Below are 24,448 nucleotides of genomic sequence, written 5' to 3'. Positions count from 1 at the left end.
CGTAACGTTAAAGAGCACACCATGGGGGAGTCGCTCATTACCCAGATGGGTAGTTGATAACGTTTCAAAAGCTACGTATATGGGGTGTGTTGAGGAGGCGGCCTACCTGTTTGGGGAGGTGCCTCAGGGGCATCCAGCGTGATAGAGGCTCGAACAGCCCTGATGCGGTAACAGCTTTAGGTTGCAGAATTTAACAGACACTTTTCGGGCTGGTCCGTATTACCTTCTAGCGTAGAGTTGTCCGCTGATGCCGGTAACAGAAGCTGTCTATGAGGCTGCAATCGTTCCAGAATTGTGGAAGGAGGCGCTGAACCGTGCGAGCGATGCATGGGATGCGGACGGGGTCGCCGTCTCCTCGTATCCTGACTGTCTGAGCGGCTATCTCAGCTCAGATGGAGTCGAGGACTTTTGCGCCCGCTTTGTGAGCGAGGGATGGTACAAGCGTGACATCAGGGCCGTCCGGGGGCTAGCCTTCGTGCGCAAAGGCAACGAACTCGTCACCGATCTCGACCTGTTTACGCCGGACGAGTTGACGCAGCTTCCGTTCTACACCGACTTTCTTGAGCCGCTAGGGTTCCAATGGTTCGTGGGCGGTCTCTTGACCGAGGTAGGCGCGTCCCAGATTACGCTCTCCGTTCACCGCAAGGCTGGCCGGGATCCCTTCATGCAGACTGATCTGGCTCGCATTCAGCGGGACCTTCCCCATGTGAGAAGGGCCGCTCGCCTGGCCTCAAAAGCTCGCATGTCCTATGCCGAGGGATTGGTCGACAGTCTCGAGCGATTGACCTGTGGCGCCATCCTGATCGACTGGCTGGGCCGGGTCATCCGCATGAACACGAAGGCCGAGGGTTACATCGGAAGCCATCTTCAGGTGACCTCGTCCCGCCTTCGGTCCCAGCATCGGGAGAACAACAAGGCTTTGCAGGAGCTTGTAGAGACCTGTACCCAGCCGATCATGGAGCGAAACCCGGATGCCGTGACATCCGTTCTGCTTTACCGGACGAATGAACTTCCTCTCGTCGTCCATGCTCATCCGATCGTTCGTCGAGCGTCAGACGTTTTCCAGGGGGCTGCCGGCCTTCTGCTGCTCAGCGATCCGAAAGACGAGCGGGATCTGGATACCTTGACCATCCAGAAGATGTTTCAGCTGACGCCCTCCGAGGTCAGGATCTCCAAAGGACTTGCGAAGGGACTCGACACGCAGCAGATCGCAAGCCAGCATGGGATCGGGGCCGATACCGTCCGCTACCATCTCAAATCGATCTTCGCCAAGACCAGCACGCGTCATCAGGCGCAGTTGATCAGCCTGCTGTCCCGTTTCTCCGACCCATCCGACCTCAACTGAGGGCCTGTACAATGCCCTAGATGACGAAGAAGTCCTTCTCGGTCATCCTGAGGTTCTTGGAAAGGGTGGCGACCTCGACTGCCTTGCCCCTGCCGGAACCGTCCGCATCGTAGAGCAGAACGCCTTTCTTCTTGTCATAGAGCACGTAGTCGTTCTTGTCCTTGGCCTTGCTGCCGATGAAGAGGAACTCCTTCTTCAGCTGCAGCGGCGCCGTCTCGGATCCCCCTTTGCCCAGCTTGGTGAAAACCTTGTTGTCGAGCCAGATCGCGTCATGCTTGACCTCGAAATCGACGATCCTGTCCTTGTTGTTGCTCTTGTGCGCCTTCGTGTCGAACACGAATATGTCCTTGCCCGATCCGCCCGTCAGCTGATCGTTGCCAAGGCTTCCCCAAAGCGTGTCGCTGCCTGAGCCGCCCTTCAGCAGATCAGCAGAGGACGAGCCGATGATTCTCTCATTCGTGTCGTCGTTCACGAGGATGATGAAAGTCTCCTGGTGAGTGCCATTGGAGCCATCCTTCACCTGGATGGTGATCGTATGCGATGTCGCCTGCTCATGGTCGAGCCTGAACCCGTCCCTGATGACGAGCCGGTCCTTGCTGATGGCGAAGCGCCCGCTCGCATCGTCCGTCAGGGAGAAGGCGAGGGTGTCACCATCGGCGTCATACCCCGTGAGAGTGCCCACGACAGTTCCTTCACTGGCGTTCTCCTGCACATGGGAATTTGCGAGAACGATATTGTGCGGTCTGTCGTTTACGGGATTGACCGTGATGGTGAATGTCCTCGTCTGGCTCTCGGCGCGTTCCGCATCCACTGCCCTATACTGGAAAGTCACCGCACCGCTGAAGTTGGCCGCCGGCTGATAGCTGAAGGTTCCATCATCATCGAACGTCAACCCCGAGACGGGCTGCACCAGCGTGTAGGTCAGATCGTCACCATCGACATCCGTACCCGCAGGGACCTGCCCCATGATCCTGGTGTCTTCAAAGCCAGACACGCTGTTGCCTGAGTCGGCAGCCTCAGGGGCATCGTTTCGCCCTGTGATCGTGACCATGATGGTCGCGGTCGCACTTCCGTCCAGAGATACGATCGTCAGCGTTTGGTGGACCTGCTGATTGCCTTTGAGAGATTGCGCCGCGCCGTTGAGCGCGAAGCTCCACTCCCCGGTGATGCTGTTGAACGCAAACGTCCCGTACTGTTTCTGAAGCTCACTTTCAGCGACGGTCTTGAACCTGTTTTCGCCCCAGTCCCCATCCTCGACGGTCACCACTCCGCCGACACTGTGAGGGTCACCTTCGTTGACGGAGGCGGAACCGGTGCCTGAGATTGCCGCATCGTAGGTAGCGTCTATGGCCCTGTCGACCATGTCGAGGGCGGCGATCAGAGCGTCGATGTGGAGGAATGAACTGCCCTGACGTGCTGATTGCATCCTCACGGCCATTTCCGCCAGATAGGCTTCATCGCCGAGATGCGAACTGACTTCATCCAGGATGATCGTATAGGCCTCACCCTCCAGCTCATCTGCACGGGCAACAGCATCCTGATCGCCGCTGGCACGCCACCCGGCGATCAGGTCCTGCCGGAGCTGGTTGAGGCGCGCGACGTGAAGGCTCAGAGCCGCTGCCATTGAGCCCGCGTCCCGTGCGCTGTTGATCGCCTGAAGGCCTGCGAAGCGGCCATGCGCCATATCGATCTGCTTCTCCACGGCCGCTGTGATTTGATCCGCCGAGGTGAAGTCGCCAAACAGCGCTCTGACTTCGGCGACACCCAGCCCGATAGCCTGCTCATAGACGCCTTCATCGGAAAGCTCACCGAGTTTGGCAACATGACCGGGGTCGAGCAGAGCCGACGCATTGTCTTTGATCGCAGCGAGCATCGCTTCCCAGCCTGCCGCCTCATTGAAGGATCTGACGATGCTCTCGAACCCGATCGCATCAGTGGCCTCGTCGAGAGCTTGGATTAGGCTGCCGAGTGTGCCAAGGGGCCCATGTTCCTCTTGGACTGACATGATCTGTGTCGCCAAGGCGTCGAGGTAGGCTCCGTCGCCGAGACGGGCTGCAACCTTCCTCAAAGTTAAAGTGTAGGGTTCGGCTGCGAGTTCGGCGGCTCGCTCCCTGACGGCCTGATCATCGCTCGAGGACCATTCCTGAATGATGGTTTCACGGTCGTCGTGGAGCAACTGCACCCGCCCGAGGGCGATCCGCAAGTCCTCAAGACTGTTCGCCGTTCTAACAACCTGGACGAACTCATGCTTGGCATATTCGATATCGATCTGCCGCTCGACGACGGCCTTGATCTGCGGAACGGAGGTGAAATCCCCAAACAGGCTCTTGATCTGGTTGACGCTGGCTCCGAGGGCCTGCTCGCGGTCCGCATCGATGAGCAGCGCACTGAACCTCTCGAGATGCGAATCATCAAGCAGTGCCGCAGCATTGCTTTCGATGGCGGCTAAAGCTTCGTACCAAGTCTCAGCATCGTTGAAGGCTGCGATAACAGCATCCGACATCCGAAGGCCCCATGTCACCGACGCGCGGCGATTGCTGACGATTCCAAGAACATTCGCTCGTTTGCTGTTTAGGCACTCAGCTGAGGAGCGAGTTGGCTCTTATATCGTTGGGTGCTGGGATGGATGTCGACTATACATTCAGGGAGGGGCGGGTTTGTTTTTGCGATTTTAACTGTGCGTTGCTTCGCTTTCTCAGCAGAGTTCGAAATGCAGTGATGACAATTGTAACTTTAAGTTGATGAAATGCTTACAATTATTTACAAGTAGTGAACGGCCGCCTCAGCTCTATCCGACAAGACGAACAAAGCCGTTTCAATACCTTCCGGCACGCCTCAGGAGCCGCTCGGCCCGCAGCAGATGCGGTCGATCCAGCATCTCGCCATTGACGCCGACAACGCCTGCGCCAGGATTGGCCTTGAAGGCCTTGATCACCGCTTGAGCTCGTTCAATCGCCTCCTGCGACGGGGTGAAGGCTTCGTTGATGACAGGCACCTGGGCCGGATGGATCGCCATCTTGGCCGCGAAGCCGTCGCGCCGCGCCTCACGGCACTCCGCCTCCAGGCCCGCCATGTCGCGGAAGTTGGTGAAAACGGAGTCGATTGCATCAACGCTGGCGGCCGTGGCGCCCAGCAGGGTCAGCGAGCGGGCGAGGCGGTAGGGATCGGTATAGGAACCCCCATCGTCCCTGTTCGTCTCGGCTCCCAAATCAGCCGACAGATCCTCGCCGCCCCAGCTGATGCCCATGAGGCGATGGCTCGCCCCCGCGAAGGTGCCGAGCGCAAAGACCCCGGCGGCGTTCTCCGTCGCGATGGCGAGGATGCGGGTGACGCCGTCCTCGAGACCGAACTCGGCCTCTCGCACGGCGAGCTTGGCACCGAGATGCGACACGTCGGTGCCACCGACCGTCTTCGGCAGCACGATGCCGTCGGGACCGGCCTGCATCACACCGTCGAGATCGGCGTCGATGAGGCCCGTGGTCAATCCGTTGACGCGCACGAAGAGGCGCGGGCGCCCAGTCTTCGTGCGGTTCTCGTTCAGAAATGCCGCCGTGATCTGCCGCGCCTCCTCCTTGGCGGAGAGGGCCACCGAATCCTCGAGGTCGATGAGGAGAACGTCCGCTCCGGACGTCAGCCCCTTCTCGAGCTTCCTGGCGCTGTCGCCCGGCACGAAGAGCAGGGAGCGCATCAGGCGTTCCTCTTGCGCATGAAGGCCTGCCGGCGGCACTCGGCCACGAGGGTGCCGTCCTGCTTGAAGGCCCGGTGAATGAACTCCACGATGCCGGCGTCAGCGCGCGACTTCGACTCGCGCTTGGCTACGATCTCGGTCGTCGCGTTGATCGTGTCGCCTTCGAAGAGTGGCGCCGGGAACTTCACATCCGTCATGCCGAGATTGGCGATGGTGGTGCCCACCGTCGTGTCGTTGACGGAGATGCCGATGAGCAGGCCAAGGGTGAACAGGGAGTTCATGAGTGGCTTGCCCCATTCCGTCTCCGTGGCGCAGAAATGCGCATCGATGTGGAGCGGCTGCGGGTTCAGGGTCATGTTGGAGAACAGCATGTTGTCCATCTGCGTCACCGTGCGGGTCAGACGGTGGTTGATGGTGGTGCCGACGGTGAAATCCTCGAAGTAGAGGCCGCCTCTCGGGTGCTTGCTCTCATCGCTCATGATGGTGACCTCTCGTTCTTGTCCGGCACGTTGAAGTCCGCGCCTTCTGCTGTCGTCAATAGCCGAACTGCTCCCGCAGGATGCGCTCGTCCAGGCTGTGGCCTGGGTCGTGCAGCATCACGAGATCGACGCTGCGGTCCATGGAGACATCCACCCGGGAGACATTGCGGAATTCGGTGTGGTCCGCGACCGCGCTCACGGGCCGGTTTCCGGCCTCCAGAACCTCGATCTGGATCTTGGCATAATCCGGCAGCAGGGCCCCGCGCCAGCGGCGCGGGCGGAAGGCGGAAATCGGCGTGAGAGCGAGCAGCGGCGCATTCAGCGGCAGGATCGGCCCACCGACGGAAAGATTGTAGGCCGTCGACCCGGCCGGGGTCGCGACCAGAATGCCGTCGGCACTGAGTTCGGGGATGCGCACCCGGTTGTCGACGCTCACCCGCAGCTTGCCTGCCTGATAGGTCTGGCGCAGCATGGAAACCTCGTTGATGGCCCGCGCCGTGTGCGACACGCCCATCACGTCCCAGGCCACCATCAGCAGCGGGTGGACCACGCTCCGTCCGGCCGCCTCGAGACGGTCGAACAGGTCCTCTTCCCGGAATTCGTTCATCAGGAAGCCGACGGTGCCCTTGTTCATGCCGTAGATGGGCTTGGCCGTGCCCATGAAACGGTGGAGGCTCTGCAGCATCAGGCCGTCGCCCCCGAGGGCTACGATGACGTCGGCCTGTTCGGGAGCGACGTTCGGGTATCGGTCCTGCAGGATCTGGAGTGCGTCCTGCGCGTCGGGCGCGGCACTGGCCGCGAATGCGATGTTGTTGAAACGACGGGCCATGCCCAGTTACCCTCGCTGCGTCCACCAAGCATCGGATCCAAAGATGGACCCCACTTTTGGGATCCATCCGATGCTCAATCCTTCAAGCAGCGCATCGTTCGGCGCGGTAAACCGGATCCACTTTTCCCGCACGATGCGCTAGGATGAGGAGGAAAGGCATAGCATGGATCGCCCGCTTCTCGTCTATACGACCTTTCCCGATGTGGACATCGCGCTCTCGATCGGGGAGGGGCTCGTTCGCGACCGGCTGATTGCCTGCATCAATGTGCTGCCGGGGATGCGGTCCGTCTATGCCTGGAAAGGTGCCGTCGAACGGGGGCAGGAGGCAGTTGCCATCCTGAAGACCCGCAGAGGGCTCCAGGATCAGGTGCATCGGGCGCTGAAGGAGCGCCACCCCTATGAGACGCCGGTCGTTCTCTTCTTCGAGCCGACCGGCGGAGATGCGGCCACCCTGGAGTGGCTTTTCACGGAAACAGGTATGGGGCAGCCTTAGACGGCCGGGTTCCACTGGACGGGCACGAAGCGGAAGCCGTTGCCGTCCTTGGCGATGTGCCCTGTCGCCGGGAAGGGGGCATGGTAGAAGGCAACCTGCGCCCGCTCGGAGGCGGCCATGTCCAACAGGCGGCGGCGGGTGGCGCGGGCTTGGTCCGCATCCATGTCGAACACGGCCGACCAGTCCGGATTGCGCACGAACAGGGCCGGATGGTTCGTGGTGTCTGACATGATCATCAGCTTGCCGCTGCCGGAGGAGAGCATGTACACCGTATGGCCAGGGGTGTGCCCCGGGGCTGCCACTGCAGTCAGGCCCGGCACGACCTCCTTGTCCATCTCGTAGCGCTTCACGTTATTGGCGATGGGGCCGAACACGCGGCGTGCCCCCTGAAAGGCGCCCTTCATGGCCTCCGGCGCCTGATTCATGCGCGCATCGTCCATCCAGAAGGCCCATTCCGCGGCTGGGACCATCACTTCGGCATTCGGGAAGACGGCTGTGCCGTCCTTCAGGCGCAGGCCGTTGATGTGATCACCGTGAAAGTGGCTGATCACGACCGTGTTCACCTGAGCCGGATCGAAGCCGGCGGCGCGGAAGTTTGCCATCCAGCGGCCGGAGGTCGGAGCTCCCATGTCGCCATTGCCGGTGTCGATCAGGGTCAGGCGGCCCCCATTGTTGAGCACGAGCGTGTTGAAGGTGATAGGCAGGGCATTGCCGGGAAGGAAGGCCTCCTGCATCGCCTGCTGCACCTGGGACAATTCCGCGTTGCGGACGAAGCCCTCGAGGGGACGCTGCGCGAAGCCATCGTTGATCGCGGTCACCTCGATGTCGCCGACCTTGTATCGGTAGAAGCCAGGCGCTTGGCGCGGACCCGATCCCTGGGCGGGAGCCGGCGTGGACGGAGCGGTCTGGGCCAGGGCTGGCCCGACAATGGGAGCGGCGGCAAGAGCGGTGCTGGCAAGAATGGTGCGGCGTGTGATGGTCATGAGGGTCTCCAGGCGTGAGAGCAAAAGCCTAGAACGGCCCCGCTTTCATGCAAGGGCACACCCTTTCACAAGTCAGCGAGCAGGGCAGAGCCTCAGCTCCTTATCTGCCCTGGGTGAGGTGGTGCAGGGCGATGCCGCTGGTGGTGGCGACGTTGAGGGAATCGAAGCCGCTGCTCATCGGGATGGACACGCTCCGGGTCCGCGCCAGGAGATCCGGCGGCAGGCCGGGGCCCTCCGCACCCAGGAGCAGGGCCGTGCGCCGGGAAGGCTGGACCTGCGCGAGGGTCTCCGCACCGGCCGGAGAGAGAGCGATCACCTGGAAAGAGGCTTCCTCCAGCGCCCGCACCAAGGCATCTGTTGATGGAGCACGGGTGAAGGGGACCACCAAGGCCCCGCCGACAGAGACCCGGATGGCCTTGCGGTACAGAGGATCGCAGGTCTCCGGATCGAGGAGAACCGCATCGGCCCCGAAGGCAGCCGCATTCCTGAAGATGCCGCCCACATTGTCGTGGTTGGCAAGGCCGACCAGCCCGACCACGAGGGCTTTTCCCGGCAGACCAGCCAAGACGGTCTCGGCCGAAGGCAGCGGCGGGCGCCGGGCTACGGCAAGAATGCCCCGGTGGATCGGAAAGCCGACGATCGCGTCCATCACCTGCCGGTTCGCGACGTAGATGGGGACCTCTTGTGGCAGGAGGTGGAGCACGTCACCCAGGCTCTCCACGCGGCCTTCAGCCAGGAGGAGTGATTCGGCTTCGAAACGGGATTGTCCGAGCAGGACCCTCAGCACCACCTCACCCTCGGCAATGAAGCGGTGCTGGCGACCCAGGAGATCCCGCTCCTTTACGGCCCGGTAAGGTTCGATTCGCAGGTCGTCAGGATCGGAGATAGCAATCAGCATCGGTTCAGATCGGGAGGTCGTAAGGTTCGGCATCCTGCCTGTCTAATGCGGGATCTCGGCTTTTCCTATGCATGGCTGTCGAGCGGAACAACGCGTTTGCATGCCGGTTAGCCCTGCAAGGATAGTCGGGGCCGTCTCAGGCGGCCCTCCGCTAGGAGCAGGATGATGTGGGACATAGCCGATGGTTGGGTCTGGGGATTGGTGATCATCGGCGGCCCGTTGCTGATCGGCATCTTCATGGCCGTTGCCAGCAGCCGGCGCCGGAGGTTGACGCGGACAGAGCAGAAGACCTCCGACGAGGTCGCGCACAAGAACTGGGGCAAGGAGCAGATCCGGTAAAAGACCGGCCTCATTCCAGAAGGATGCTCTCGCTGCCGCCTCTCGGCACTGCGGCTGCGACGTGCTGCTCAATCGATGGCGCGCCGGTTTGGCCTGGGGTGCGCCGGACGGCTGTGGGATGCACGAGCGATTTCCCGTGACAGCCGCGTCGACATCATTCCGGCTATGGCAGCCGAGGCCATCGCAGCCGAGCCCATCACGTTCAGCAGGAACACTTCCATGCGTGCCTCCAGCACAACCGGAGGCAGCTTAGGATGGATCGTGGCGGATCCTTCCTGATAAGACGGGCTAACCCCGCCGGATGGCAGGAGCCCTCGGAAGCATCGGAGGGCTGAATGGGCAAGAAGCGGCCGAGGCGGTAAACGTCCAGACGGCCCCTGCCAGGCGACCTTGTCAAACGGGTGAGCGGGAAATCGGCGGTTTATGCCAGCCTCTGACCGGGACGTCCGACCGGCCGGGCAGCAAGGTCCAGCAGCCCAATACGATGGGTAGCTCCATATGCATCGCGACGGGCAATCAGAACACGGGCGGCTCGGGTGGGCAGGGCGGCGGCTGATGGATGCCCCAATCCTGAAAGATCCTGAAGCGAGGCAGGTTGCCTGGGCTTTTTCGGAGCATCCACTATTGAGAGGGGGAAAGAATTGGTGCCGGTGGAGAGGATCGAACTCCCGACCTTCGGTTTACAAAACCGCTGCACTACCGCTGTGCTACACCGGCTGACTTCACAAGGCTGAGGTAGCAGCACCCGGAGCGGGACGCAAGTTCCATTGAAATGTAAATATTAAGTGCTCCAGCACACCGAAACTAACCCTCGATTTTGGAATTGTCAGGCAAACAGCAATCCAGGAGTTGGTGCTATGAAGACCCTAGGGGCTTCCGTTCAGACGAGGATCCTGCCGCGAGGCGTCCTCAAGGTTCTCGCCGTTCTGTGCGTCTTTGCGGGTGCAGGCCTGGTTGGAGCAGCCGAAGCTGCGCCCACCAGCCACGGTGCGGCTGCAAAACCCTCCAAAGAAGCCATGACCTCCGTTTCGGCCAAGGATGTGGAAACCACGTCGTCGGTTCAGCCCAACACGGGCAGCGATGCGCACTGCGATATCTCGCGCAAGCGCATGTTCGTCGAGGGCGAGGGCTGGATCGTCCGCCGCGTGACCACCTGCTACTGACGCCGGCAGCTCGGTTATAAAGAAAAGCCCCGCCTTTCGGCGGGGCTTTCCTGTTTGCTGAGGGGCTCGCGGGAGGCTTAACGCCTCGGGCTGGCGCCCTCGAAGGTCATGATATCCCGGTCCTTGGTCTCCGGCACGAAGAGGAGGCCGACCACGAAGGTCACCAGGGCAATCACGATCGGGTACCACAGGCCATAGTAGATGTCGCCGGTGGCTGCCACCATGGCGAAGGCCGTGGGAGGCAGCAGGCCGCCGAACCAGCCGTTGGCGATGTGGTAGGGGAGCGACATCGCGGTGTAGCGGATGCGGGTGGGGAAGAACTCCACCAGAGCCGCCGCGATCGGACCGTAGACCATCGTGACGTAGATCACGAGGATCCACAGGATGCCGATGGCCTTCAGGGCCTGAGGATTGCTGAGGGCGTCGAAGAAGCCGTTCACCTTCAGAATGCTCGGATCGCCGGCCTTCGGGTAGCCTACTTCGGTCGCCGCAGCCGAGAACGCCGTGATGTTGGCCGGAATGGCCGGAGCGATCGGGACTTCCTTGCCGTTGAAGGTCACTTTCGGAACGGTGCCGGCGGCAGCCGGAACGAGCTCGTACTTGACCGCCGAGCGGGCCAGGGCCACGCGGGCGATGTCGCACGGAGCCGTGAAGGTGCGGATGCCGACCGGGTCGAACACCGAGCCGCAGGCCGCAGGGTCGGCCACGACCTGAACCTTCGCCGTTTCTAGAGCCTTGTTCAGGTTCGGGCTGGCGACATTCGTGAGCGCGCCGAAGAGCGGGAAGTAGGTGATCGCCGCGATGAGGCAGCCCCCGAGAATCACCGGCTTGCGGCCGATCTTGTCGGAAAGGATGCCGAACACGATGAATCCGCCGGTGCCGAGGATCAGCGACCAGGCGATCAGCACGTTGGACGTGAGCAGGTCGACCTTCAGGATGCTCTGGAGGAAGAACAGGGCGTAGAACTGACCCGTGTACCACACCACGGCCTGGCCGATGGCGAGACCGATGAGGGCGATGAGCACCATCTTGGCGTTGCCCCACTGGCCGAACGCCTCCTTCAGGGGAGCCTTCGACTGGGTGCCTTCTTCCTTCATCTTCTTGAAGGCCGGCGATTCGTTCATCTGGAGACGAATCCAGACCGAAATGCCAAGCAGCACCACTGACAGCAGGAACGGAATGCGCCAGCCGGCGATCGGCCAGCCTTCGCCGGTCTGGAAGCCCTGCTCGCCCATCCAGGTGCGGAGAACCAGGATGACCGCCAAGGACAGCAGCAGGCCGACTGTGGCCGTGGTCTGGATGAAGCTGGTGTAGAACCCGCGACGGCCGACCGGGGCATGCTCGGCCACGTAAACCGCAGCGCCGCCGTATTCGCCGCCCAGGGCGAGGCCTTGGAGCATGCGCAGCGCGATCAGGATGACGGGAGCGATCCAGCCGATCTGATTGTAGCTGGGAAGCAGGCCGACCAGGAAGGTCGAGAAGCCCATGATCAGGATCGTGACCAGGAAGGTGTACTTGCGGCCGACGAGGTCGCCGATGCGGCCGAAGAAGATGGCGCCGAATGGGCGGACCAGGAAGCCCGCCGCGAAGGCGAGGAGCGCGAAGACGTTACGCGTCGTCACGTCGAAGGCGGAGAAGAACTGCGCGCCGATGATCGTGGCGAGAGAGCCGTAGAGATAGAAATCGTACCACTCGAAGACGGTGCCAAGGGAGGAGGCCAGAATGACCTTCCTCTCCTCACGCGTCATCGGCCGCGATGCGGCAGCCGAATGCGGCGTAGTTGCTGCTGTTGCCATAGGGTTCCCTTCCATATGATGTGCCCGGTCTGATCCGGGTTCTGAGCCGCAAGCCCGCATACCGGGCTTTCAGCCGAGGCATCGTGACTGCTCATCGCAGCCAAGAATCCATCGAACGGGAGGCTAACTCCGGCCTTTCTTTCCACAATTCCCAATTGGTATTTGCGACTTCCGTCTAAGAAGTTGCTGCTGGATCAGAAATGGTCTACGAATTCAGAGACTTAGCCAAAATTTTAGGGTTGTTGCTTGACGTTGCGAGAGGCGCCGTTGACCACAGCAAAAAGGGAAATCGCAGCGGCATTCGAGACGTTGAGGCTCTTGATGGCACCTGGCATGTCCAGGCGACCGATCACATCACAGCATTCCCGCGTTCTCTGCCTCAATCCCTTCCCTTCGGAGCCAAGCACGAGAACGACGGGCAGCCGGATGTCCACCTCGCCCAGATTGGTCTCGCCTGTTGAATCAAGCCCGATCCGTTGATAGCCGCGCTCCCCCAGGGCCATCAGCGTGTCGCCGAGGTTGCGGACGATCATGAAGGGCACATGCTCGAGGCCGCCCGAAGCGGATTTGGCCAGGACGCCCGTTGCGGCCGGACTGTGTCTGGCCGTCGTGATGATGGCTTCCACGTCGAACGCCGCGGCCGTGCGGACGATGGCTCCGACATTGTGGGGATCGGTGATCTGGTCGAGGACCAGTACAACCCGCTTGCCGCTCAAGGTATCAACCGACGGAGAGGGCAGGGGATCCGCCTCGGCGTAGAGCCCCTGATGGACGGCGTCCGGCTCGACGAGGTGGTTGATCTCGTCCGGCCGTACGATCTCAGGTTCGATAGGCAGTGGAGCGCCCAACTCCTCGCTCAGGCGGCGGGCGGAGTTCTCGGTTGCCAGCAGGCGCCGGATCGTTCGTCTGCCGTTACGTAAAGCTTCGAAGACCGGATGCCAGCCATAGAGAATGGTCGTGTCGATCTCGAAATTGGGCCGCCAGGCTTTGGGATCTCGGCGGCCCGGCTTTCCGTGATGGCGCTGAAACCGGGGCTTGCGGGAGGGGAAAGGGCGCTCGCTCATGCTCTCTGAATCTCACGTGTTGTCTGGAGGCCATAGCATAGGGAAACGCCATTCACGACCATCCGATTTCATTGCGCATTGAGGTTGACACCGGCGATCCACCTCAGCATAAGAGCGCCACGGAGCGCCGAGCCTCAGGCGAAGCGATCCGCGGAACAGCCTCGGCGTTGTGCGTTCGGGTTGGGTTCTAAGGGGGAATGTCCCGAGCGGCAAAGGGGGCGGACTGTAAATCCGCTGGCTATGCCTTCGTAGGTTCGAGTCCTACTTCCCCCACCACCCAACCGAAGGGCATGCGGGTGTAGCTCAATGGTAGAGCAGCAGCCTTCCAAGCTGAATACGAGGGTTCGATTCCCTTCACCCGCTCCACCTTTCTCCCTAGGGCTTTTCCAGGCTTCCATGGCCTGACACGACAAAAAACCTCTTTTGCAGACTGATATGTGCCCCCGATCGGCACGTTGCCGACCGTCAGTCGTGGCGCTCGACGACCGTATACTCGGCATCGATCACGTCATCCTTCGTCTTGCGCCTCTCTGTACGGAGCTTGCGGCGGAGATAGGCATACATGGCGAGGCCGCTGAGCAGCACCAGGGGCAGGACGACGATCAGTCCGACCAGAGCGATGATCAGCAACGCGGCGGCGGCCGCGAACCCCATTATGAGCTTGGCGATTGTATTCCAGGGCCGTCTCGGACCCGTTCGGGCGGCGTGGGTCAAGTAGATCATCCGCATGAATGCATCCTTGAAGGTGTGCCCCCTTTCGAAAACCGGCTTTCCACTAGGCCGGTTCTAAAAGGATGGGAAGGGGCGGGCAGGAGGGAGCCGCATCTCACCGCCCATTCTGGCTCATCATGGGGCCGGAAACTAGTGATGGTCGACCTGTGACATCCGGTCCACATAGGCGATGCCGATGGCGGAAAGAATGAAGACCGAGTGGATCACCGTCTGCAGGGTTATGCCGGTTTCGGTATAGGTGCTCCTGGAGGTCCCGACATAGCCGGCCTCGATGAAGGTGCGCAGGAGGTGAATCGAAGAGATGCCGATGATCGCCATGGCCAGCTTCACCTTGAGAACGCCGGCATTGACATGGCTCAGCCATTCCGGCTGGTCCGGATGCCCGTGGAGATTCAAACGGGAGACGAAGGTCTCGTAACCGCCGACGATCACCATCACCAGGAGGTTCGAGATCATCACGACGTCGATCAGGCCGAGCACCACCAGCATGATCTGCAGCTCCGCGAACTCTCCGGCGTGCAGCACGAGATGGATCAGCTCCTTGATGAACAGGAAAACGTAGACGCATTGCGCCACGATCAGCCCCATGTAGAGCGGAAGCTGGAGCCAGCGGGAGCTGAAGATGAGGGCGGGCAATGGCCGAAGGGCTGCTGAAGGCTTTTCGCGCATGTGATCCACGGGACTTCGTTTGGCGCGAGGAGGCGTGTCGCAAGCTTGGCCGCGAGCCGGCTCGGCCGGATATGGTAGGAGGGTGGTAGGGGCACAAGCCTTGAGCTGAACCTGGTAGCTGATCGGTCAGGAAGAGCTCCGGAGCAGGTGCTTCCCGGGTGGCGAGCATCCTGCCGGAGCGGCATGGCCGGTCCGGCTTGAAATCGAAGCAGCGGATATCGAAATAGCTTCTTCGCCTGTGGCGACTGTGAGTGACACCGATGCCTGTTCCTGGCCCATTTGGTTTGGGTTGACAAAGCACGCTGCGGTCGCTCAAAGCGGGCGGGGGCAGGGGATGAACTCCCTTGGACCGCCCATCCGCATAGGCTGATCGACCGGGTCATTCAAAACTATGTGACCCGATATCGAAATTGGCTCTTGCACAAAGAGCGCAACCGCAATATCGGACGCCCCTGGGTTTTTTGTTCCTGGCCTCTGTAAGGTAGAGATCAATGGCGAAGGAAAAGTTTGAGCGGACTAAGCCGCACTGCAACATTGGGACGATTGGTCACGTGGACCATGGCAAGACGTCTCTGACGGCGGCGATCACGAAGGTTCTGGCGGAGTCGGGCGGGGCGACGTTTACGGCCTACGACCAGATCGACAAGGCGCCTGAAGAGAAGGCGCGCGGGATCACGATCTCCACCGCCCACGTGGAGTACGAGACCAAGAACCGGCACTATGCCCACGTGGACTGCCCGGGCCACGCCGACTACGTGAAGAACATGATCACGGGTGCGGCCCAGATGGACGGGGCGATCCTGGTGGTGTCGTCGGCCGACGGCCCGATGCCGCAGACCCGCGAGCACATCCTTCTGGCCCGCCAGGTGGGCGTGCCGGCGCTTGTGGTGTTCATGAACAAGGTCGACATGGTGGACGACGCCGAGCTTCTCGACCTGGTCGAGCTCGAGGTGCGCGAGCTTCTGTCGAAGTACGACTTCCCGGGCGACGACATCCCGATCGTGAAGGGCTCGGCCCTTTGCGCCCTGGAGGACCGCCAGCCTGAGATCGGCCGCGACGCGGTTCTCAAGCTGATGGCCGAGGTGGATGCCTACATCCCGCAGCCGGAGCGTCCGATCGACCAGCCGTTCCTGATGCCGATCGAGGACGTGTTCTCGATCTCGGGCCGCGGCACGGTGGTGACGGGTCGCGTGGAGCGCGGCGTTGTGAAGGTCGGTGAGGAAGTGGAGATCGTGGGCCTGAAGGCCACGGTCAAGACGACGGTCACGGGTGTTGAGATGTTCCGCAAGCTGCTCGACCAGGGCCAGGCGGGCGACAACGTGGGCGTTCTCTTGCGCGGCACGAAGCGCGAGGACGTGGAGCGCGGCCAGGTGCTGTGCAAGCCCGGCTCGATCAAGCCGCACACGAAGTTCAAGGCCGAGGCGTACATCCTGACCAAGGAAGAGGGCGGGCGTCATACGCCGTTCTTCGGCAACTACCGTCCGCAGTTCTACTTCCGCACGACGGACGTGACGGGAGTGGTGACGCTGCCGGAGGGCACCGAGATGGTGATGCCGGGCGACAACATCACCATGGAGGTGACGCTGATTGCGCCGATCGCCATGGAGGAGAAGCTGCGCTTTGCCATCCGTGAGGGCGGCCGCACCGTCGGCGCCGGCGTCGTCGCCGCCGTAATGGATTGATGAGATCCAGGTGGCGGGTTTCCGCCACCTGTTGACCGCCGGAGGAGTGTAGCTCAATCGGCTAGAGCACCGGTCTCCAAAACCGGGGGTTGGGGGTTCGAGTCCCTCCACTCCTGCCAGCGGTCGACAAAGCGGGCGTTTTGCTCTAAAGAGCGCCCCGTAGATGGTTTGAACAGGTGGCGCGAGGCTTGAAAACAGCCTCGCGCCCCTTCAATTTGGGCACACGGGTGCCCTCAGAGGACGTTCGTCGCCGCTCTCAAAGGCGGTGCGGGCGCAGAGAAATGGCGAAGACGAACCCGTTCGATTTCATACAGCAGGTCCGCTCGGAAGCCGCGAAGGTGACCTGGCCGACGCGCAAGGAGACCATGATCACGACCGCCATGGTGTTCGTGATGGTGGTGCTTGCCAGCATCTTCTTCCTGGTCGTCGATCAGGCGATCGGTTGGGGCGTCCGCTCGGTGATTCTTGGGCTCGGCGGTTAAGGGGTGGATGCAATGACGAAGCGTTGGTACATCGTCCACGCCTATTCGAACTTCGAGAACAAGGTCGCCCAGTCGATCAAGGATCAGGCGGCGCAGCGCGGCCTGGAGGACAAGTTCGACGAGGTCATGGTTCCGACCGAGAAGGTCGTCGAGGTGCGCCGCGGCCGCAAGGTCGACACCGAGCGCAAGTTCTTCCCGGGCTATGTCCTGGTGAAGTGCGACCTGACCGACGAGGTCTACCACCTCATCAAGAACACCCCGAAGGTCACGGGCTTCCTGGGGGCCGACAAGTCCAAGCCGGTTCCGATCCCGGATCGTGAGGCCGAGCGGATCAAGGGCCAGGTGGCCGAGGGTGTCGAACACCCGAAGCCCTCCGTGAGCTTTGAGATCGGCGAGCAGGTCCGCGTCTCCGACGGGCCGTTCGCCTCGTTCAACGGCGTCGTCGAGGAAGTCGACCACGCCCGGGCCCGCCTCAAGGTGGCGGTGTCCATCTTCGGCCGCGCGACGCCGGTCGAACTCGAATACGGTCAGGTCGAAAAGGTCTGATCGGAAGGGAGGTGGCACCTTGATGGTGGCGCTTCTCAGGTCCTCTGAGAGGACCTTTCATCCGCGGGAGGCCTGCCCGGTCGCCAGCCGGGCCTTCAAGAGGCCGCACCGCGATCTGCAACTGCCATGTCGCTCGGTTGGCCCCGGGTGCGTGGTCCATTAGGAGCAGTCCTATGGCAAAGAAAATCTCGGGCTACGTTAAGCTTCAAGTGCCCGCAGGCGCAGCCAACCCGTCGCCGCCGATCGGTCCGGCGCTCGGTCAGCGCGGCCTGAACATCATGGAATTCTGCAAGGCCTTCAATGCTAAGACCGCGCAGATGGAGAAGGGGACCCCGATCCCGGTGATCATCACCGCGTATCAGGACCGCTCCTTCACCTTCGAGATGAAGCAGCCCCCGGTCTCGTACTGGCTCAAGAAGGCCGCGAAGATCGACAAGGGTTCGCAGACCCCCGGCAAGGGCGGCAATGTGGGCCGCGTGACCCGCGACCAGATCCGCGAGATCGCCGAGAAGAAGATGGTCGATCTCAACTGCGACACCGTTGAATCCGCCATGGCCATGATCGAGGGCTCCGCGCGCTCGATGGGCATGGAAGTGGCATAAGGAGGGCATGATGGCTGTGAAAGAAGGTAAGCGCATCCGCGCCGCCCGTGAGGGCGTTGATGCCACCAAGCTTTATCCGATCCAGGACGCGGTGAAGCTGATCAAGGACCGCGCCAAGGCGAAGTTCGACGAGACCATCGAGATCTCGATGAACCTTGGCGTGGATCCCCGTCACGCCGACCAGATGGTCCGCGGCGTCTGCAACCTGCCGAACGGCTCCGGCCGTACGGTTCGCGTGGCCGTTTTCGCCCGCGGCGCCAAGGCTGACGAGGCCAAGGCTGCCGGTGCCGATATCGTGGGCGCCGAGGAGCTCTTCGAGAGCGTCAACGGCGGCACCATCGACTTCGACCGCTGCATCGCCACCCCGGACATGATGCCGCTCGTCGGCCGTCTCGGTAAGGTTCTCGGCCCGCGCGGCCTGATGCCGAACCCGAAGGTCGGAACGGTGACCATGGACGTGAAGGGTGCCGTCGAGGCCGCCAAGGGCGGCGCCGTCGAGTTCCGCGTCGAGAAGGCTGGCATCGTCCATGCCGGCATTGGCAAGGCCTCGTTCGACGAGGCCAAGCTCGTGGAGAACATCAAAGCTTTCGCAGATGCCGTCTCCAAGGCGAAGCCTTCAGGCGCCAAGGGCACCTACATCCAGCGCGTCGCCGTCTCCTCGACGATGGGCCCGGGCGTGAAGGTTGATCCCGCTTCGGTGCTCAACGCCTAAGGTTGTCTTGGCTCAGGACTTGGAAGGGCTGGCGCCTCAGGGTGCCAGCCCTTTTCCATTGGGGCTGGAGAGCTTATATGACGTTAGGACAGGGGCCGGACCGGAGCCGGCCTTAAGGCCACAAAATCCTTAAAAGTTATCCTACTCTGCCCCTTGGCAAGAGAGGAAAAAGGGATTATAGGGGTTCTTTGAGTTTCCAACATAGGCCGAGGCTGCGCTTTCGCGTGAGCTTCAGGCTGCGAATCCGTCCCGGAGACGGGGCGGTGACAGGCCGGCGAGCCAAGAGGTAACTTTTGGCGCGTTCCGGCTATGTCCTGTCCAAGACTGCAGGTGCCGGCCTAGCCGGTTTAATTCGAAAGGGCCTGCATAGACGGGGAAGCCGAGTTTACCATCTGCTAACGCAGATGACGGGAGTCGGTTCGAACCATCTCACCCGGTGCGCCGCCAGGCGTCATTTGGGGGACAGGGCTTGCGAGAGCGTCGTTCAAGATGCCTCGGATGCAAGTCCGGGCCTTGAGCGGCAAATGCAACCGGCGGAAATCTTCCGCCAACCGGAGAGAGCCCAGTGGAAAGAGCAGCAAAGCGCGAGCTCGTCTCGACTCTCAACGACGTGTTTAGCACCACGAGCGTTGTCGTCGTCGCCCACTATGCTGGCCTCACGGTCGCCGACATGCAGAAGCTGCGCGCGCAGATGAAGCAGGCCGGCGCCACCGTGAAGGTCGCAAAAAACAGCCTCGCCAAAATCGCTCTCGAAGGCAAGGACGTCGCGTCCATCTCGGGCCTCATGAAAGGCCCGACCCTGATCGCTTATTCGAGCGATCCGGTCGCGGCGCCAAAGGTCGCTGTTGATTTCGCCAAGGGGAACGACAAGCTCGTGATCCTCGGCGGCGCAATGGGCGCGACCTCCCTGAACGTGGACGGAGTGAAGGCACTTGCCACTCTGCCGTCCCTTGATGAACTGCGCGGCAAGCTGGTCGGCCTTATCCAGGCTCCGGCTACCAAGATCGCTCAGCTCAGCACTGCGCCGGCGGCGAAGCTCGCCCGCGTATTCGGGGCCTATGCCAAGACAGGCGAAGCGGCGTGAGGCCGTACCTCAAAACTATCAATCGTTCGAACCGAACCTAAGGAACTAAGAAATGGCTGATCTTGCCAAGCTCGTTGACGATCTGTCGTCGCTGACCGTTCTCGAGGCCGCTGAGCTCTCGAAGATGCTTGAAGAAAAGTGGGGCGTTTCCGCTGCTGCGGCTGTTGCCGTTGCTGCTGCTCCTGGCGCTGGCGCCGGTGCTCCGGCTGCTGAAGAGCAGACCGAGTTCACGGTCGTTCTGGCTGCTACCGGCGACAAGAAGATCGAGGTCATCAAGGAAGTCCGTGGCATCACGGGCCTGGGCCTCAAGGAAGCTAAGGACCTCGTCGAAGGCGCGCCGAAGCCCGTTAAGGAAGGCGTTTCCAAGGACGAAGCCGAGAAGATCAAGGCGACCCTCGAGAAGGTCGGCGCCAAGGTCGAGCTCAAGTAATTTTGCGGCCGTCACGGCCGCAGGGTTACCCCCGAGCATTCGGGGTTCAAAAACACACGGTCCCGGGCGTTTTTGCCTGGGGCCGTTGTGTCGTCAAAGAGGCCAGGCTTCTTTGGCGGTGTTCAGAAGGGCTCGCCATGAGCCCGGATAGGTTCGAAAACCGGCGCTTTTCGCCGGGCGGCTCATCCAGGGTCCCGATCCCGGGATTCACGATTAGCCGTGTATGAGGAACGAGGTCCAGATGGCCAACACACTGATCGGCCGGAAGCGCATTCGCAAGTTCTTCGGAAAAATCAAGGAAGTGGCGGAGATGCCGAACCTCATCGAGGTTCAGAAGGCATCCTACGACCAGTTCCTGATGGTCGAAGAGCCAAAGGGCGGCCGGCCGGAAGAGGGCTTGCAAGCCGTCTTCAAATCGGTTTTCCCGATTTCGGACTTTTCGAATACTGCCCTGCTCGAGTTCGTGAAGTATACGTTCGAGCCCCCGAAATACGACGTGGACGAGTGCCGCCAGCGGGGCATGACCTTCGCTGCGCCGCTCAAGGTCACGCTGCGCCTCATCGTATTCGATGTGGACCCGGATACCGGCGCCCGCTCCGTGAAGGACATCAAGGAGCAGGACGTCTACATGGGCGACATGCCGCTCATGACCGACAACGGCACCTTCATCGTCAACGGCACCGAGCGCGTCATCGTCTCCCAGATGCACCGTTCGCCGGGCGTGTTCTTCGACCACGACAAGGGCAAGACCCATTCGTCGGGCAAGCTGCTGTTCGCCGCCCGCATCATCCCTTATCGCGGTTCCTGGCTCGACATCGAGTTCGACGCCAAGGACATCGTGTATGCCCGTATCGACCGCAAGCGTAAGCTCCCGGTCACGTCCCTGCTCTACGCCCTCGGTCTCGACGGCGAGGAGATCCTCACCACCTTCTACAACCGCATCACCTATGCCCGCGACGGCGCCGCCTGGTCGGTGCCGTTCGATGCGGAGCGCATGAAGGGCTTCAAGGCCTCAGTGGACCTGATCGACGCCAAGTCGGGCGAGGTCGTGCTCGAGGCCGGCAAGAAGCTGACCGCACGCACCGCTCGCCAGCTCGCCGAGAAGGGCCTCAAGAACCTGCGCGCGACCGACGAGGACCTCTACGGTCAGTATATCGGCGAGGACCTGGTCAACCCGGCCACCGGCGAGATCTACGCCGAGGCCGGCGACGAGATCACCGAGAAACTGCTGAAGGGTCTGGGCGAAGCCGGCTTCACCGAGATCCCTGTTCTCGACATCGACCACGTCACCGTGGGCCCGTATATCCGCAACACGCTCGCCATCGACAAGGCTTCCTCCCGTGAGGACGCCCTGTTCGACATCTATCGCGTCATGCGTCCGGGAGAGCCGCCGATCCTCGACACGGCGGAAGCCATGTTCAACTCGCTGTTCTTCGATGCCGAGCGCTACGACCTCTCGGCCGTGGGTCGCGTGAAGATGAACATGCGCCTCGACCTCGATGCCGAGGACACCGTGCGCACCCTTCGCCGCGAGGACATCCTCGCGGTCACGAAGGCCCTCGTGGACCTGCGCGACGGCAAGGGCGAGATCGACGACATCGACCACCTCGGCAACCGTCGCGTGCGCTCGGTCGGCGAGCTCATGGAGAACCAGTACCGCCTGGGCCTGCTGCGCATGGAGCGCGCGATCAAGGAGCGCATGTCGTCGGTCGATATCGACACCGTTATGCCGCAGGACCTGATCAACGCGAAGCCTGCCGCTGCCGCCGTGCGCGAGTTCTTCGGCTCCTCGCAGCTCTCGCAGTTCATGGACCAGACCAACCCGCTCTCCGAGGTCACGCACAAGCGTCGCCTCTCGGCCCTCGGCCCGGGCGGTCTGACCCGCGAGCGCGCCGGCTTCGAGGTGCGCGACGTGCACCCGACGCACTACGGCCGCATCTGCCCGATCGAGACGCCGGAAGGCCCGAACATCGGTCTGATCAACTCGCTGGCCACCTTTGCCCGCGTGAACAAGTACGGCTTCATCGAGACGCCGTTCCGCCGGGTGCGCGACAGCCGCGTGACCGACGAGGTGATCTACCTCTCGGCCATGGAAGAGGCGAAGTACAACATCGCCCAGGCCAACTCGCTGCTCGATGACAACGGCACGCTCACGGAAGAGCTCGTGATCTGCCGCCGCGCCGGTGAGAACATCGTCGTGGCTCCGGATCGCGTGGACCTCATGGAGGTTTCGCCGAAGCAGCTCGTTTCCGTTGCGGCCGCGCTCATCCCGTTCCTCGAGAACGACGACGCGAACCGCGCGCTCATGGGATCGAACATGCAGCGTCAGGCCGTGCCGCTCGTGCAGGCGGACGCTCCGTTCGTCGGCACCGGCATGGAAGCGATCGTGGCCCGTGACTCCGGTGCCGCCATTGCGGCCCGCCGCACCGGCGTCGTCGACCAGGTGGACGCGACCCGTATCGTCGTCCGCGCGACGGAGAATACGGATCCGACCCGTCCGGGCGTCGACATCTACCGCCTGCAGAAGTTCCAGCGCTCCAACCAGTCGACCTGCATCACGCAGAAGCCGCTGGTCCGCGCCGGCGACCTCGTGCGCAAGGGCGACATCATCGCCGACGGCCCGTCGACCGAGTACGGCGAGCTGGCGCTCGGCCGGAACGTGCTCGTCGCGTTCATGCCGTGGAACGGCTACAACTTCGAAGACTCGATCCTGCTCTCCGAGCGGATCGTGAAGGAAGACGTCTTCACCTCGATCCACATCGAGGAGTTCGAGGTGATGGCCCGCGACACGAAGCTGGGTCCTGAGGAAATCACGCGCGACATTCCGAACGTGTCGGAGGAGGCGTTGAAGAACCTCGACGAGGCCGGCATCGTCTATATCGGCGCCGAGGTCCATGCGGGCGACATCCTCGTCGGCAAGATCACGCCGAAGGGCGAGAGCCCGATGACGCCGGAAGAGAAGCTTCTGCGCGCCATCTTCGGCGAGAAGGCTTCGGACGTTCGCGATACCTCGTTGCGCGTGCCCCCGGGCGTGACCGGCACCATCGTGGAAGTCCGCGTCTTCAACCGTCACGGCGTCGACAAGGACGAGCGCGCCCAGGCCATCGAGCGCGAGGAGATCGAGCGTCTCGCGAAGGACCGGGACGACGAGCAGGCGATCCTCGACCGCAACACCTATGCGCGTCTGGCTGAAATCCTCACCGGCAGGAGCGCCGTTGCGGGCCCGAAGGGCTTCAAGAAGGACACGAAGATCAGCCGCGAGCTCCTCAACGAGCACCCGCGGTCCCAGTGGTGGCAGTTCGCGGTCGAAGACGATGCTCTGATGACCGAGATCGAGGCCATGCAGAAGCAGTACGACGAGTCGAAGAAGCGCCTCGAGCAGCGCTTCCTCGACAAGGTCGAGAAGCTGCAGCGCGGCGACGAGCTTCCTCCGGGCGTCATGAAGATGGTCAAGGTCTTCGTGGCCGTGAAGCGCAAGATCCAGCCGGGCGACAAGATGGCCGGCCGTCACGGCAACAAGGGTGTCGTGTCGCGCATCGTCCCCATCGAGGACATGCCGTTCCTCGAGGACGGCACGCATGCGGACATCGTGCTCAACCCGCTGGGCGTGCCGAGCCGCATGAACGTCGGTCAGATCCTCGAGACGCACCTCGGCTGGGCTGCTGCCGGTCTCGGCAAGCAGGTCGCCCAGGCAGTCGATGCCTACATGCGGTCGGGCCAGTCGAAGGGGCTTCGCGATCAGCTCGTGTCGATCTACGGCAACCTGCCCGAGATCGAGCAGGCTTCCGACGAGGAACTGGCCGAGCTCGGCAACAAGCTGCGTCGCGGCGTTCCGTTCGCAACCCCCGTCTTCGACGGCGCGAAGGAATCGGACATCGAGTTCATGCTGCAGAAGGCCGGCCTCGACCCGTCGGGTCAGGTGACGCTCTATGACGGCAAGACCGGTGAGCCGTTCGACCGCAAGGTGACAGTGGGCTACATCTACATGCTGAAGCTCCACCACCTCGTGGACGACAAGATCCACGCCCGCTCCATTGGCCCCTACAGCCTCGTCACCCAGCAGCCGCTGGGCGGCAAGGCCCAGTTCGGCGGCCAGCGCTTCGGCGAAATGGAGGTGTGGGCTCTGGAGGCTTACGGTGCCGCCTACACCCTTCAGGAGATGCTCACGGTCAAGTCCGACGACGTGGCCGGCCGCACGAAGGTCTACGAAGCCATCGTTCGTGGCGACGACACCTTCGAGTCGGGCATTCCGGAGAGCTTCAACGTTCTCGTGAAGGAAATGCGGTCGCTCGGCCTCAACGTGGAGCTGACCAATTCCAAGAAGGCCGCAAACGAGGCGGGGCAGCTGCCCCCGTCCGAGGCTGCCGAGTAAGCCGACCGCTCAAGTTAGACGTTTGGCCGCGGCGATGATGCCGCGGCCCCATGCAATTGC

At 62.3% G+C, this 24,448-nt stretch carries 23 protein-coding genes and 4 tRNA genes; 15 read left to right on the top strand and 12 right to left on the bottom strand.

Translation table 11 applies throughout. The annotated features are described in order from the left end of the window. The first annotated feature begins 247 nt into the window (after positions 1 to 247). Positions 248 to 1,345, top strand: a complete 1,098-nt coding sequence (locus AC0QTX_RS10730) for a helix-turn-helix transcriptional regulator (RefSeq protein WP_474603810.1) — start codon at positions 248 to 250, stop codon at positions 1,343 to 1,345. Between the two features lie 16 nt (positions 1,346 to 1,361). On the opposite strand, the gene AC0QTX_RS10725 is transcribed toward AC0QTX_RS10730, so the two are convergent. The 4 genes from AC0QTX_RS10725 to AC0QTX_RS10710 all read right to left on the bottom strand — a co-directional run bounded on the left by AC0QTX_RS10725 (position 1,362) and on the right by AC0QTX_RS10710 (position 6,341). Beyond that, entirely contained in the window at positions 1,362 to 3,848 is a 2,487-nt protein-coding gene (locus AC0QTX_RS10725; RefSeq protein ID WP_474603809.1) for a cadherin-like domain-containing protein, read from the bottom strand. A 312-nt stretch (positions 3,849 to 4,160) separates the two neighbouring features. Then, on the bottom strand, positions 4,161 to 5,033 hold the full coding sequence (locus AC0QTX_RS10720) for an HpcH/HpaI aldolase/citrate lyase family protein (protein WP_474603808.1): 873 nt from the start codon (positions 5,031 to 5,033) through the stop codon (positions 4,161 to 4,163). Next, positions 5,033 to 5,512, bottom strand: coding sequence for a MaoC family dehydratase (locus AC0QTX_RS10715; protein ID WP_474603807.1), 480 nt, complete (start codon positions 5,510 to 5,512; stop codon positions 5,033 to 5,035). Before AC0QTX_RS10715 ends, AC0QTX_RS10720 begins: the two co-directional genes overlap by 1 nt. A 55-nt stretch (positions 5,513 to 5,567) precedes the next feature. Further along, positions 5,568 to 6,341: an NAD kinase gene (locus tag AC0QTX_RS10710; RefSeq protein WP_474603806.1), complete on the bottom strand. Its 774-nt coding sequence runs from the start codon at positions 6,339 to 6,341 to the stop codon at positions 5,568 to 5,570. 163 nt (positions 6,342 to 6,504) lie between these two features. On the opposite strand from AC0QTX_RS10710, the gene cutA reads away from it, so the two are divergent. Beyond that, positions 6,505 to 6,834, top strand: coding sequence for a divalent-cation tolerance protein CutA (gene cutA / locus AC0QTX_RS10705; RefSeq protein ID WP_474603805.1), 330 nt, complete (start codon positions 6,505 to 6,507; stop codon positions 6,832 to 6,834). On the opposite strand, the gene AC0QTX_RS10700 is transcribed toward cutA, so the two are convergent. Continuing rightward, positions 6,831 to 7,817: an MBL fold metallo-hydrolase gene (locus tag AC0QTX_RS10700; RefSeq protein WP_474603804.1), complete on the bottom strand. Its 987-nt coding sequence runs from the start codon at positions 7,815 to 7,817 to the stop codon at positions 6,831 to 6,833. The two genes, cutA and AC0QTX_RS10700, sit on opposite strands and share 4 nt — an antisense overlap. Before the next feature lie 100 nt (positions 7,818 to 7,917). Further along, positions 7,918 to 8,715, bottom strand: coding sequence for a TrmH family RNA methyltransferase (locus tag AC0QTX_RS10695; protein ID WP_474603803.1), 798 nt, complete (start codon positions 8,713 to 8,715; stop codon positions 7,918 to 7,920). A gap of 162 nt (positions 8,716 to 8,877) precedes the next feature. Between AC0QTX_RS10695 and AC0QTX_RS10690 the strand changes: the two genes are divergently transcribed. Beyond that, positions 8,878 to 9,054: a hypothetical protein gene (locus tag AC0QTX_RS10690; RefSeq protein ID WP_474603802.1), complete on the top strand. Its 177-nt coding sequence runs from the start codon at positions 8,878 to 8,880 to the stop codon at positions 9,052 to 9,054. A gap of 68 nt (positions 9,055 to 9,122) precedes the next feature. Here AC0QTX_RS10690 and AC0QTX_RS10685 read toward each other — a convergent pair whose 3' ends face one another. Beyond that, positions 9,123 to 9,275, bottom strand: coding sequence for a hypothetical protein (locus tag AC0QTX_RS10685; RefSeq protein ID WP_474603801.1), 153 nt, complete (start codon positions 9,273 to 9,275; stop codon positions 9,123 to 9,125). A 421-nt stretch (positions 9,276 to 9,696) separates the two neighbouring features. Continuing rightward, positions 9,697 to 9,771 (bottom strand) — tRNA-Thr (locus AC0QTX_RS10680). 140 nt (positions 9,772 to 9,911) lie between these two features. Here AC0QTX_RS10680 and AC0QTX_RS10675 point away from each other — a divergent pair. Next, positions 9,912 to 10,217: a hypothetical protein gene (locus AC0QTX_RS10675; protein WP_474603800.1), complete on the top strand. Its 306-nt coding sequence runs from the start codon at positions 9,912 to 9,914 to the stop codon at positions 10,215 to 10,217. A 77-nt stretch (positions 10,218 to 10,294) separates the two neighbouring features. Here the strand turns inward: AC0QTX_RS10675 and AC0QTX_RS10670 are convergent, their stop codons facing one another. Together AC0QTX_RS10670 and AC0QTX_RS10665 are read right to left on the bottom strand one after the other, a co-directional pair. Then, positions 10,295 to 12,013, bottom strand: coding sequence for an MFS transporter (locus tag AC0QTX_RS10670; protein ID WP_474603799.1), 1,719 nt, complete (start codon positions 12,011 to 12,013; stop codon positions 10,295 to 10,297). Between the two features lie 233 nt (positions 12,014 to 12,246). After that, a complete protein-coding gene (locus AC0QTX_RS10665; protein WP_474603798.1) occupies positions 12,247 to 13,077 on the bottom strand; it encodes a TrmH family RNA methyltransferase in 831 nt (276 codons plus the stop codon). Between the two features lie 191 nt (positions 13,078 to 13,268). On the opposite strand from AC0QTX_RS10665, the gene AC0QTX_RS10660 reads away from it, so the two are divergent. Next, a tRNA-Tyr gene (locus tag AC0QTX_RS10660) sits at positions 13,269 to 13,353 on the top strand. A 16-nt stretch (positions 13,354 to 13,369) separates the two neighbouring features. Further along, positions 13,370 to 13,443, top strand: a tRNA-Gly gene (locus AC0QTX_RS10655). Between the two features lie 99 nt (positions 13,444 to 13,542). Here AC0QTX_RS10655 and AC0QTX_RS10650 read toward each other — a convergent pair. Both AC0QTX_RS10650 and AC0QTX_RS10645 read right to left on the bottom strand, forming a co-directional pair. Continuing rightward, positions 13,543 to 13,806: a hypothetical protein gene (locus tag AC0QTX_RS10650; RefSeq protein WP_474603797.1), complete on the bottom strand. Its 264-nt coding sequence runs from the start codon at positions 13,804 to 13,806 to the stop codon at positions 13,543 to 13,545. Positions 13,807 to 13,938: 132 nt separating this feature from the next. Next, positions 13,939 to 14,478 (bottom strand): TIGR00645 family protein, encoded by a 540-nt coding sequence (locus AC0QTX_RS10645; protein ID WP_474603796.1) that lies wholly within the window; start codon positions 14,476 to 14,478, stop codon positions 13,939 to 13,941. A 491-nt stretch (positions 14,479 to 14,969) separates the two neighbouring features. On the opposite strand from AC0QTX_RS10645, the gene tuf reads away from it, so the two are divergent. The 9 genes from tuf (at position 14,970) to rpoB (ending at position 24,388) form a co-directional block, all read left to right on the top strand. Beyond that, the gene (gene tuf / locus AC0QTX_RS10640) at positions 14,970 to 16,160 is read left to right on the top strand and encodes an elongation factor Tu (protein WP_474603788.1); all 1,191 of its coding nucleotides are present in this window, start codon (positions 14,970 to 14,972) and stop codon (positions 16,158 to 16,160) included. A gap of 42 nt (positions 16,161 to 16,202) precedes the next feature. Beyond that, positions 16,203 to 16,279, top strand: a tRNA-Trp gene (locus AC0QTX_RS10635). Between the two features lie 162 nt (positions 16,280 to 16,441). Beyond that, on the top strand, positions 16,442 to 16,642 hold the full coding sequence (secE, locus tag AC0QTX_RS10630) for a preprotein translocase subunit SecE (protein ID WP_036350572.1): 201 nt from the start codon (positions 16,442 to 16,444) through the stop codon (positions 16,640 to 16,642). 12 nt (positions 16,643 to 16,654) lie between these two features. Further along, positions 16,655 to 17,188: a transcription termination/antitermination protein NusG gene (gene nusG, locus AC0QTX_RS10625; protein WP_474603795.1), complete on the top strand. Its 534-nt coding sequence runs from the start codon at positions 16,655 to 16,657 to the stop codon at positions 17,186 to 17,188. Between the two features lie 173 nt (positions 17,189 to 17,361). Beyond that, the gene (rplK, locus tag AC0QTX_RS10620) at positions 17,362 to 17,790 is read left to right on the top strand and encodes a 50S ribosomal protein L11 (RefSeq protein WP_099511377.1); all 429 of its coding nucleotides are present in this window, start codon (positions 17,362 to 17,364) and stop codon (positions 17,788 to 17,790) included. A gap of 10 nt (positions 17,791 to 17,800) precedes the next feature. After that, positions 17,801 to 18,502, top strand: coding sequence for a 50S ribosomal protein L1 (gene rplA / locus AC0QTX_RS10615; RefSeq protein ID WP_474603846.1), 702 nt, complete (start codon positions 17,801 to 17,803; stop codon positions 18,500 to 18,502). Positions 18,503 to 19,067: 565 nt separating this feature from the next. Next, entirely contained in the window at positions 19,068 to 19,586 is a 519-nt protein-coding gene (gene rplJ / locus AC0QTX_RS10610; protein ID WP_474603794.1) for a 50S ribosomal protein L10, read from the top strand. 52 nt (positions 19,587 to 19,638) lie between these two features. After that, complete coding sequence (rplL, locus tag AC0QTX_RS10605; protein WP_329798138.1) at positions 19,639 to 20,016, top strand: 50S ribosomal protein L7/L12; 378 nt, start codon at positions 19,639 to 19,641, stop codon at positions 20,014 to 20,016. A 241-nt stretch (positions 20,017 to 20,257) separates the two neighbouring features. Beyond that, positions 20,258 to 24,388 (top strand): DNA-directed RNA polymerase subunit beta, encoded by a 4,131-nt coding sequence (rpoB, locus tag AC0QTX_RS10600; protein WP_474603793.1) that lies wholly within the window; start codon positions 20,258 to 20,260, stop codon positions 24,386 to 24,388. The last annotated feature ends 60 nt before the right edge of the window (positions 24,389 to 24,448 follow it).

The sequence above is a fragment of the Microvirga sp. jy35 genome (assembly GCF_056148915.1).
Note: the sequence above shows the minus strand (reverse complement) of the source record. Positions and strands in the feature narration are given on the sequence as shown.

Coding starts and splice junctions, on each gene's coding strand:
- rplA (WP_474603846.1), top strand. CDS start 17,801: ATGGCTGTGAAAGAAGGTAAGCGCATCCGCGCCGCCCGTGAGGGCGTT.
- AC0QTX_RS10670 (WP_474603799.1), bottom strand. CDS start 12,013: ATGGCAACAGCAGCAACTACGCCGCATTCGGCTGCCGCATCGCGGCCG.
- AC0QTX_RS10700 (WP_474603804.1), bottom strand. CDS start 7,817: ATGACCATCACACGCCGCACCATTCTTGCCAGCACCGCTCTTGCCGCC.
- AC0QTX_RS10685 (WP_474603801.1), bottom strand. CDS start 9,275: ATGGAAGTGTTCCTGCTGAACGTGATGGGCTCGGCTGCGATGGCCTCG.
- rplL (WP_329798138.1), top strand. CDS start 19,639: ATGGCTGATCTTGCCAAGCTCGTTGACGATCTGTCGTCGCTGACCGTT.
- rpoB (WP_474603793.1), top strand. CDS start 20,258: ATGGCCAACACACTGATCGGCCGGAAGCGCATTCGCAAGTTCTTCGGA.
- AC0QTX_RS10645 (WP_474603796.1), bottom strand. CDS start 14,478: ATGCGCGAAAAGCCTTCAGCAGCCCTTCGGCCATTGCCCGCCCTCATC.
- AC0QTX_RS10675 (WP_474603800.1), top strand. CDS start 9,912: ATGAAGACCCTAGGGGCTTCCGTTCAGACGAGGATCCTGCCGCGAGGC.
- secE (WP_036350572.1), top strand. CDS start 16,442: ATGGCGAAGACGAACCCGTTCGATTTCATACAGCAGGTCCGCTCGGAA.
- AC0QTX_RS10650 (WP_474603797.1), bottom strand. CDS start 13,806: ATGCGGATGATCTACTTGACCCACGCCGCCCGAACGGGTCCGAGACGG.
- tuf (WP_474603788.1), top strand. CDS start 14,970: ATGGCGAAGGAAAAGTTTGAGCGGACTAAGCCGCACTGCAACATTGGG.
- AC0QTX_RS10730 (WP_474603810.1), top strand. CDS start 248: ATGCCGGTAACAGAAGCTGTCTATGAGGCTGCAATCGTTCCAGAATTG.
- AC0QTX_RS10665 (WP_474603798.1), bottom strand. CDS start 13,077: ATGAGCGAGCGCCCTTTCCCCTCCCGCAAGCCCCGGTTTCAGCGCCAT.
- AC0QTX_RS10715 (WP_474603807.1), bottom strand. CDS start 5,512: ATGAGCGATGAGAGCAAGCACCCGAGAGGCGGCCTCTACTTCGAGGAT.
- AC0QTX_RS10695 (WP_474603803.1), bottom strand. CDS start 8,715: ATGCTGATTGCTATCTCCGATCCTGACGACCTGCGAATCGAACCTTAC.
- AC0QTX_RS10710 (WP_474603806.1), bottom strand. CDS start 6,341: ATGGCCCGTCGTTTCAACAACATCGCATTCGCGGCCAGTGCCGCGCCC.
- nusG (WP_474603795.1), top strand. CDS start 16,655: ATGACGAAGCGTTGGTACATCGTCCACGCCTATTCGAACTTCGAGAAC.
- cutA (WP_474603805.1), top strand. CDS start 6,505: ATGGATCGCCCGCTTCTCGTCTATACGACCTTTCCCGATGTGGACATC.
- AC0QTX_RS10720 (WP_474603808.1), bottom strand. CDS start 5,033: ATGCGCTCCCTGCTCTTCGTGCCGGGCGACAGCGCCAGGAAGCTCGAG.
- AC0QTX_RS10725 (WP_474603809.1), bottom strand. CDS start 3,848: ATGTCGGATGCTGTTATCGCAGCCTTCAACGATGCTGAGACTTGGTAC.
- AC0QTX_RS10690 (WP_474603802.1), top strand. CDS start 8,878: ATGATGTGGGACATAGCCGATGGTTGGGTCTGGGGATTGGTGATCATC.
- rplK (WP_099511377.1), top strand. CDS start 17,362: ATGGCAAAGAAAATCTCGGGCTACGTTAAGCTTCAAGTGCCCGCAGGC.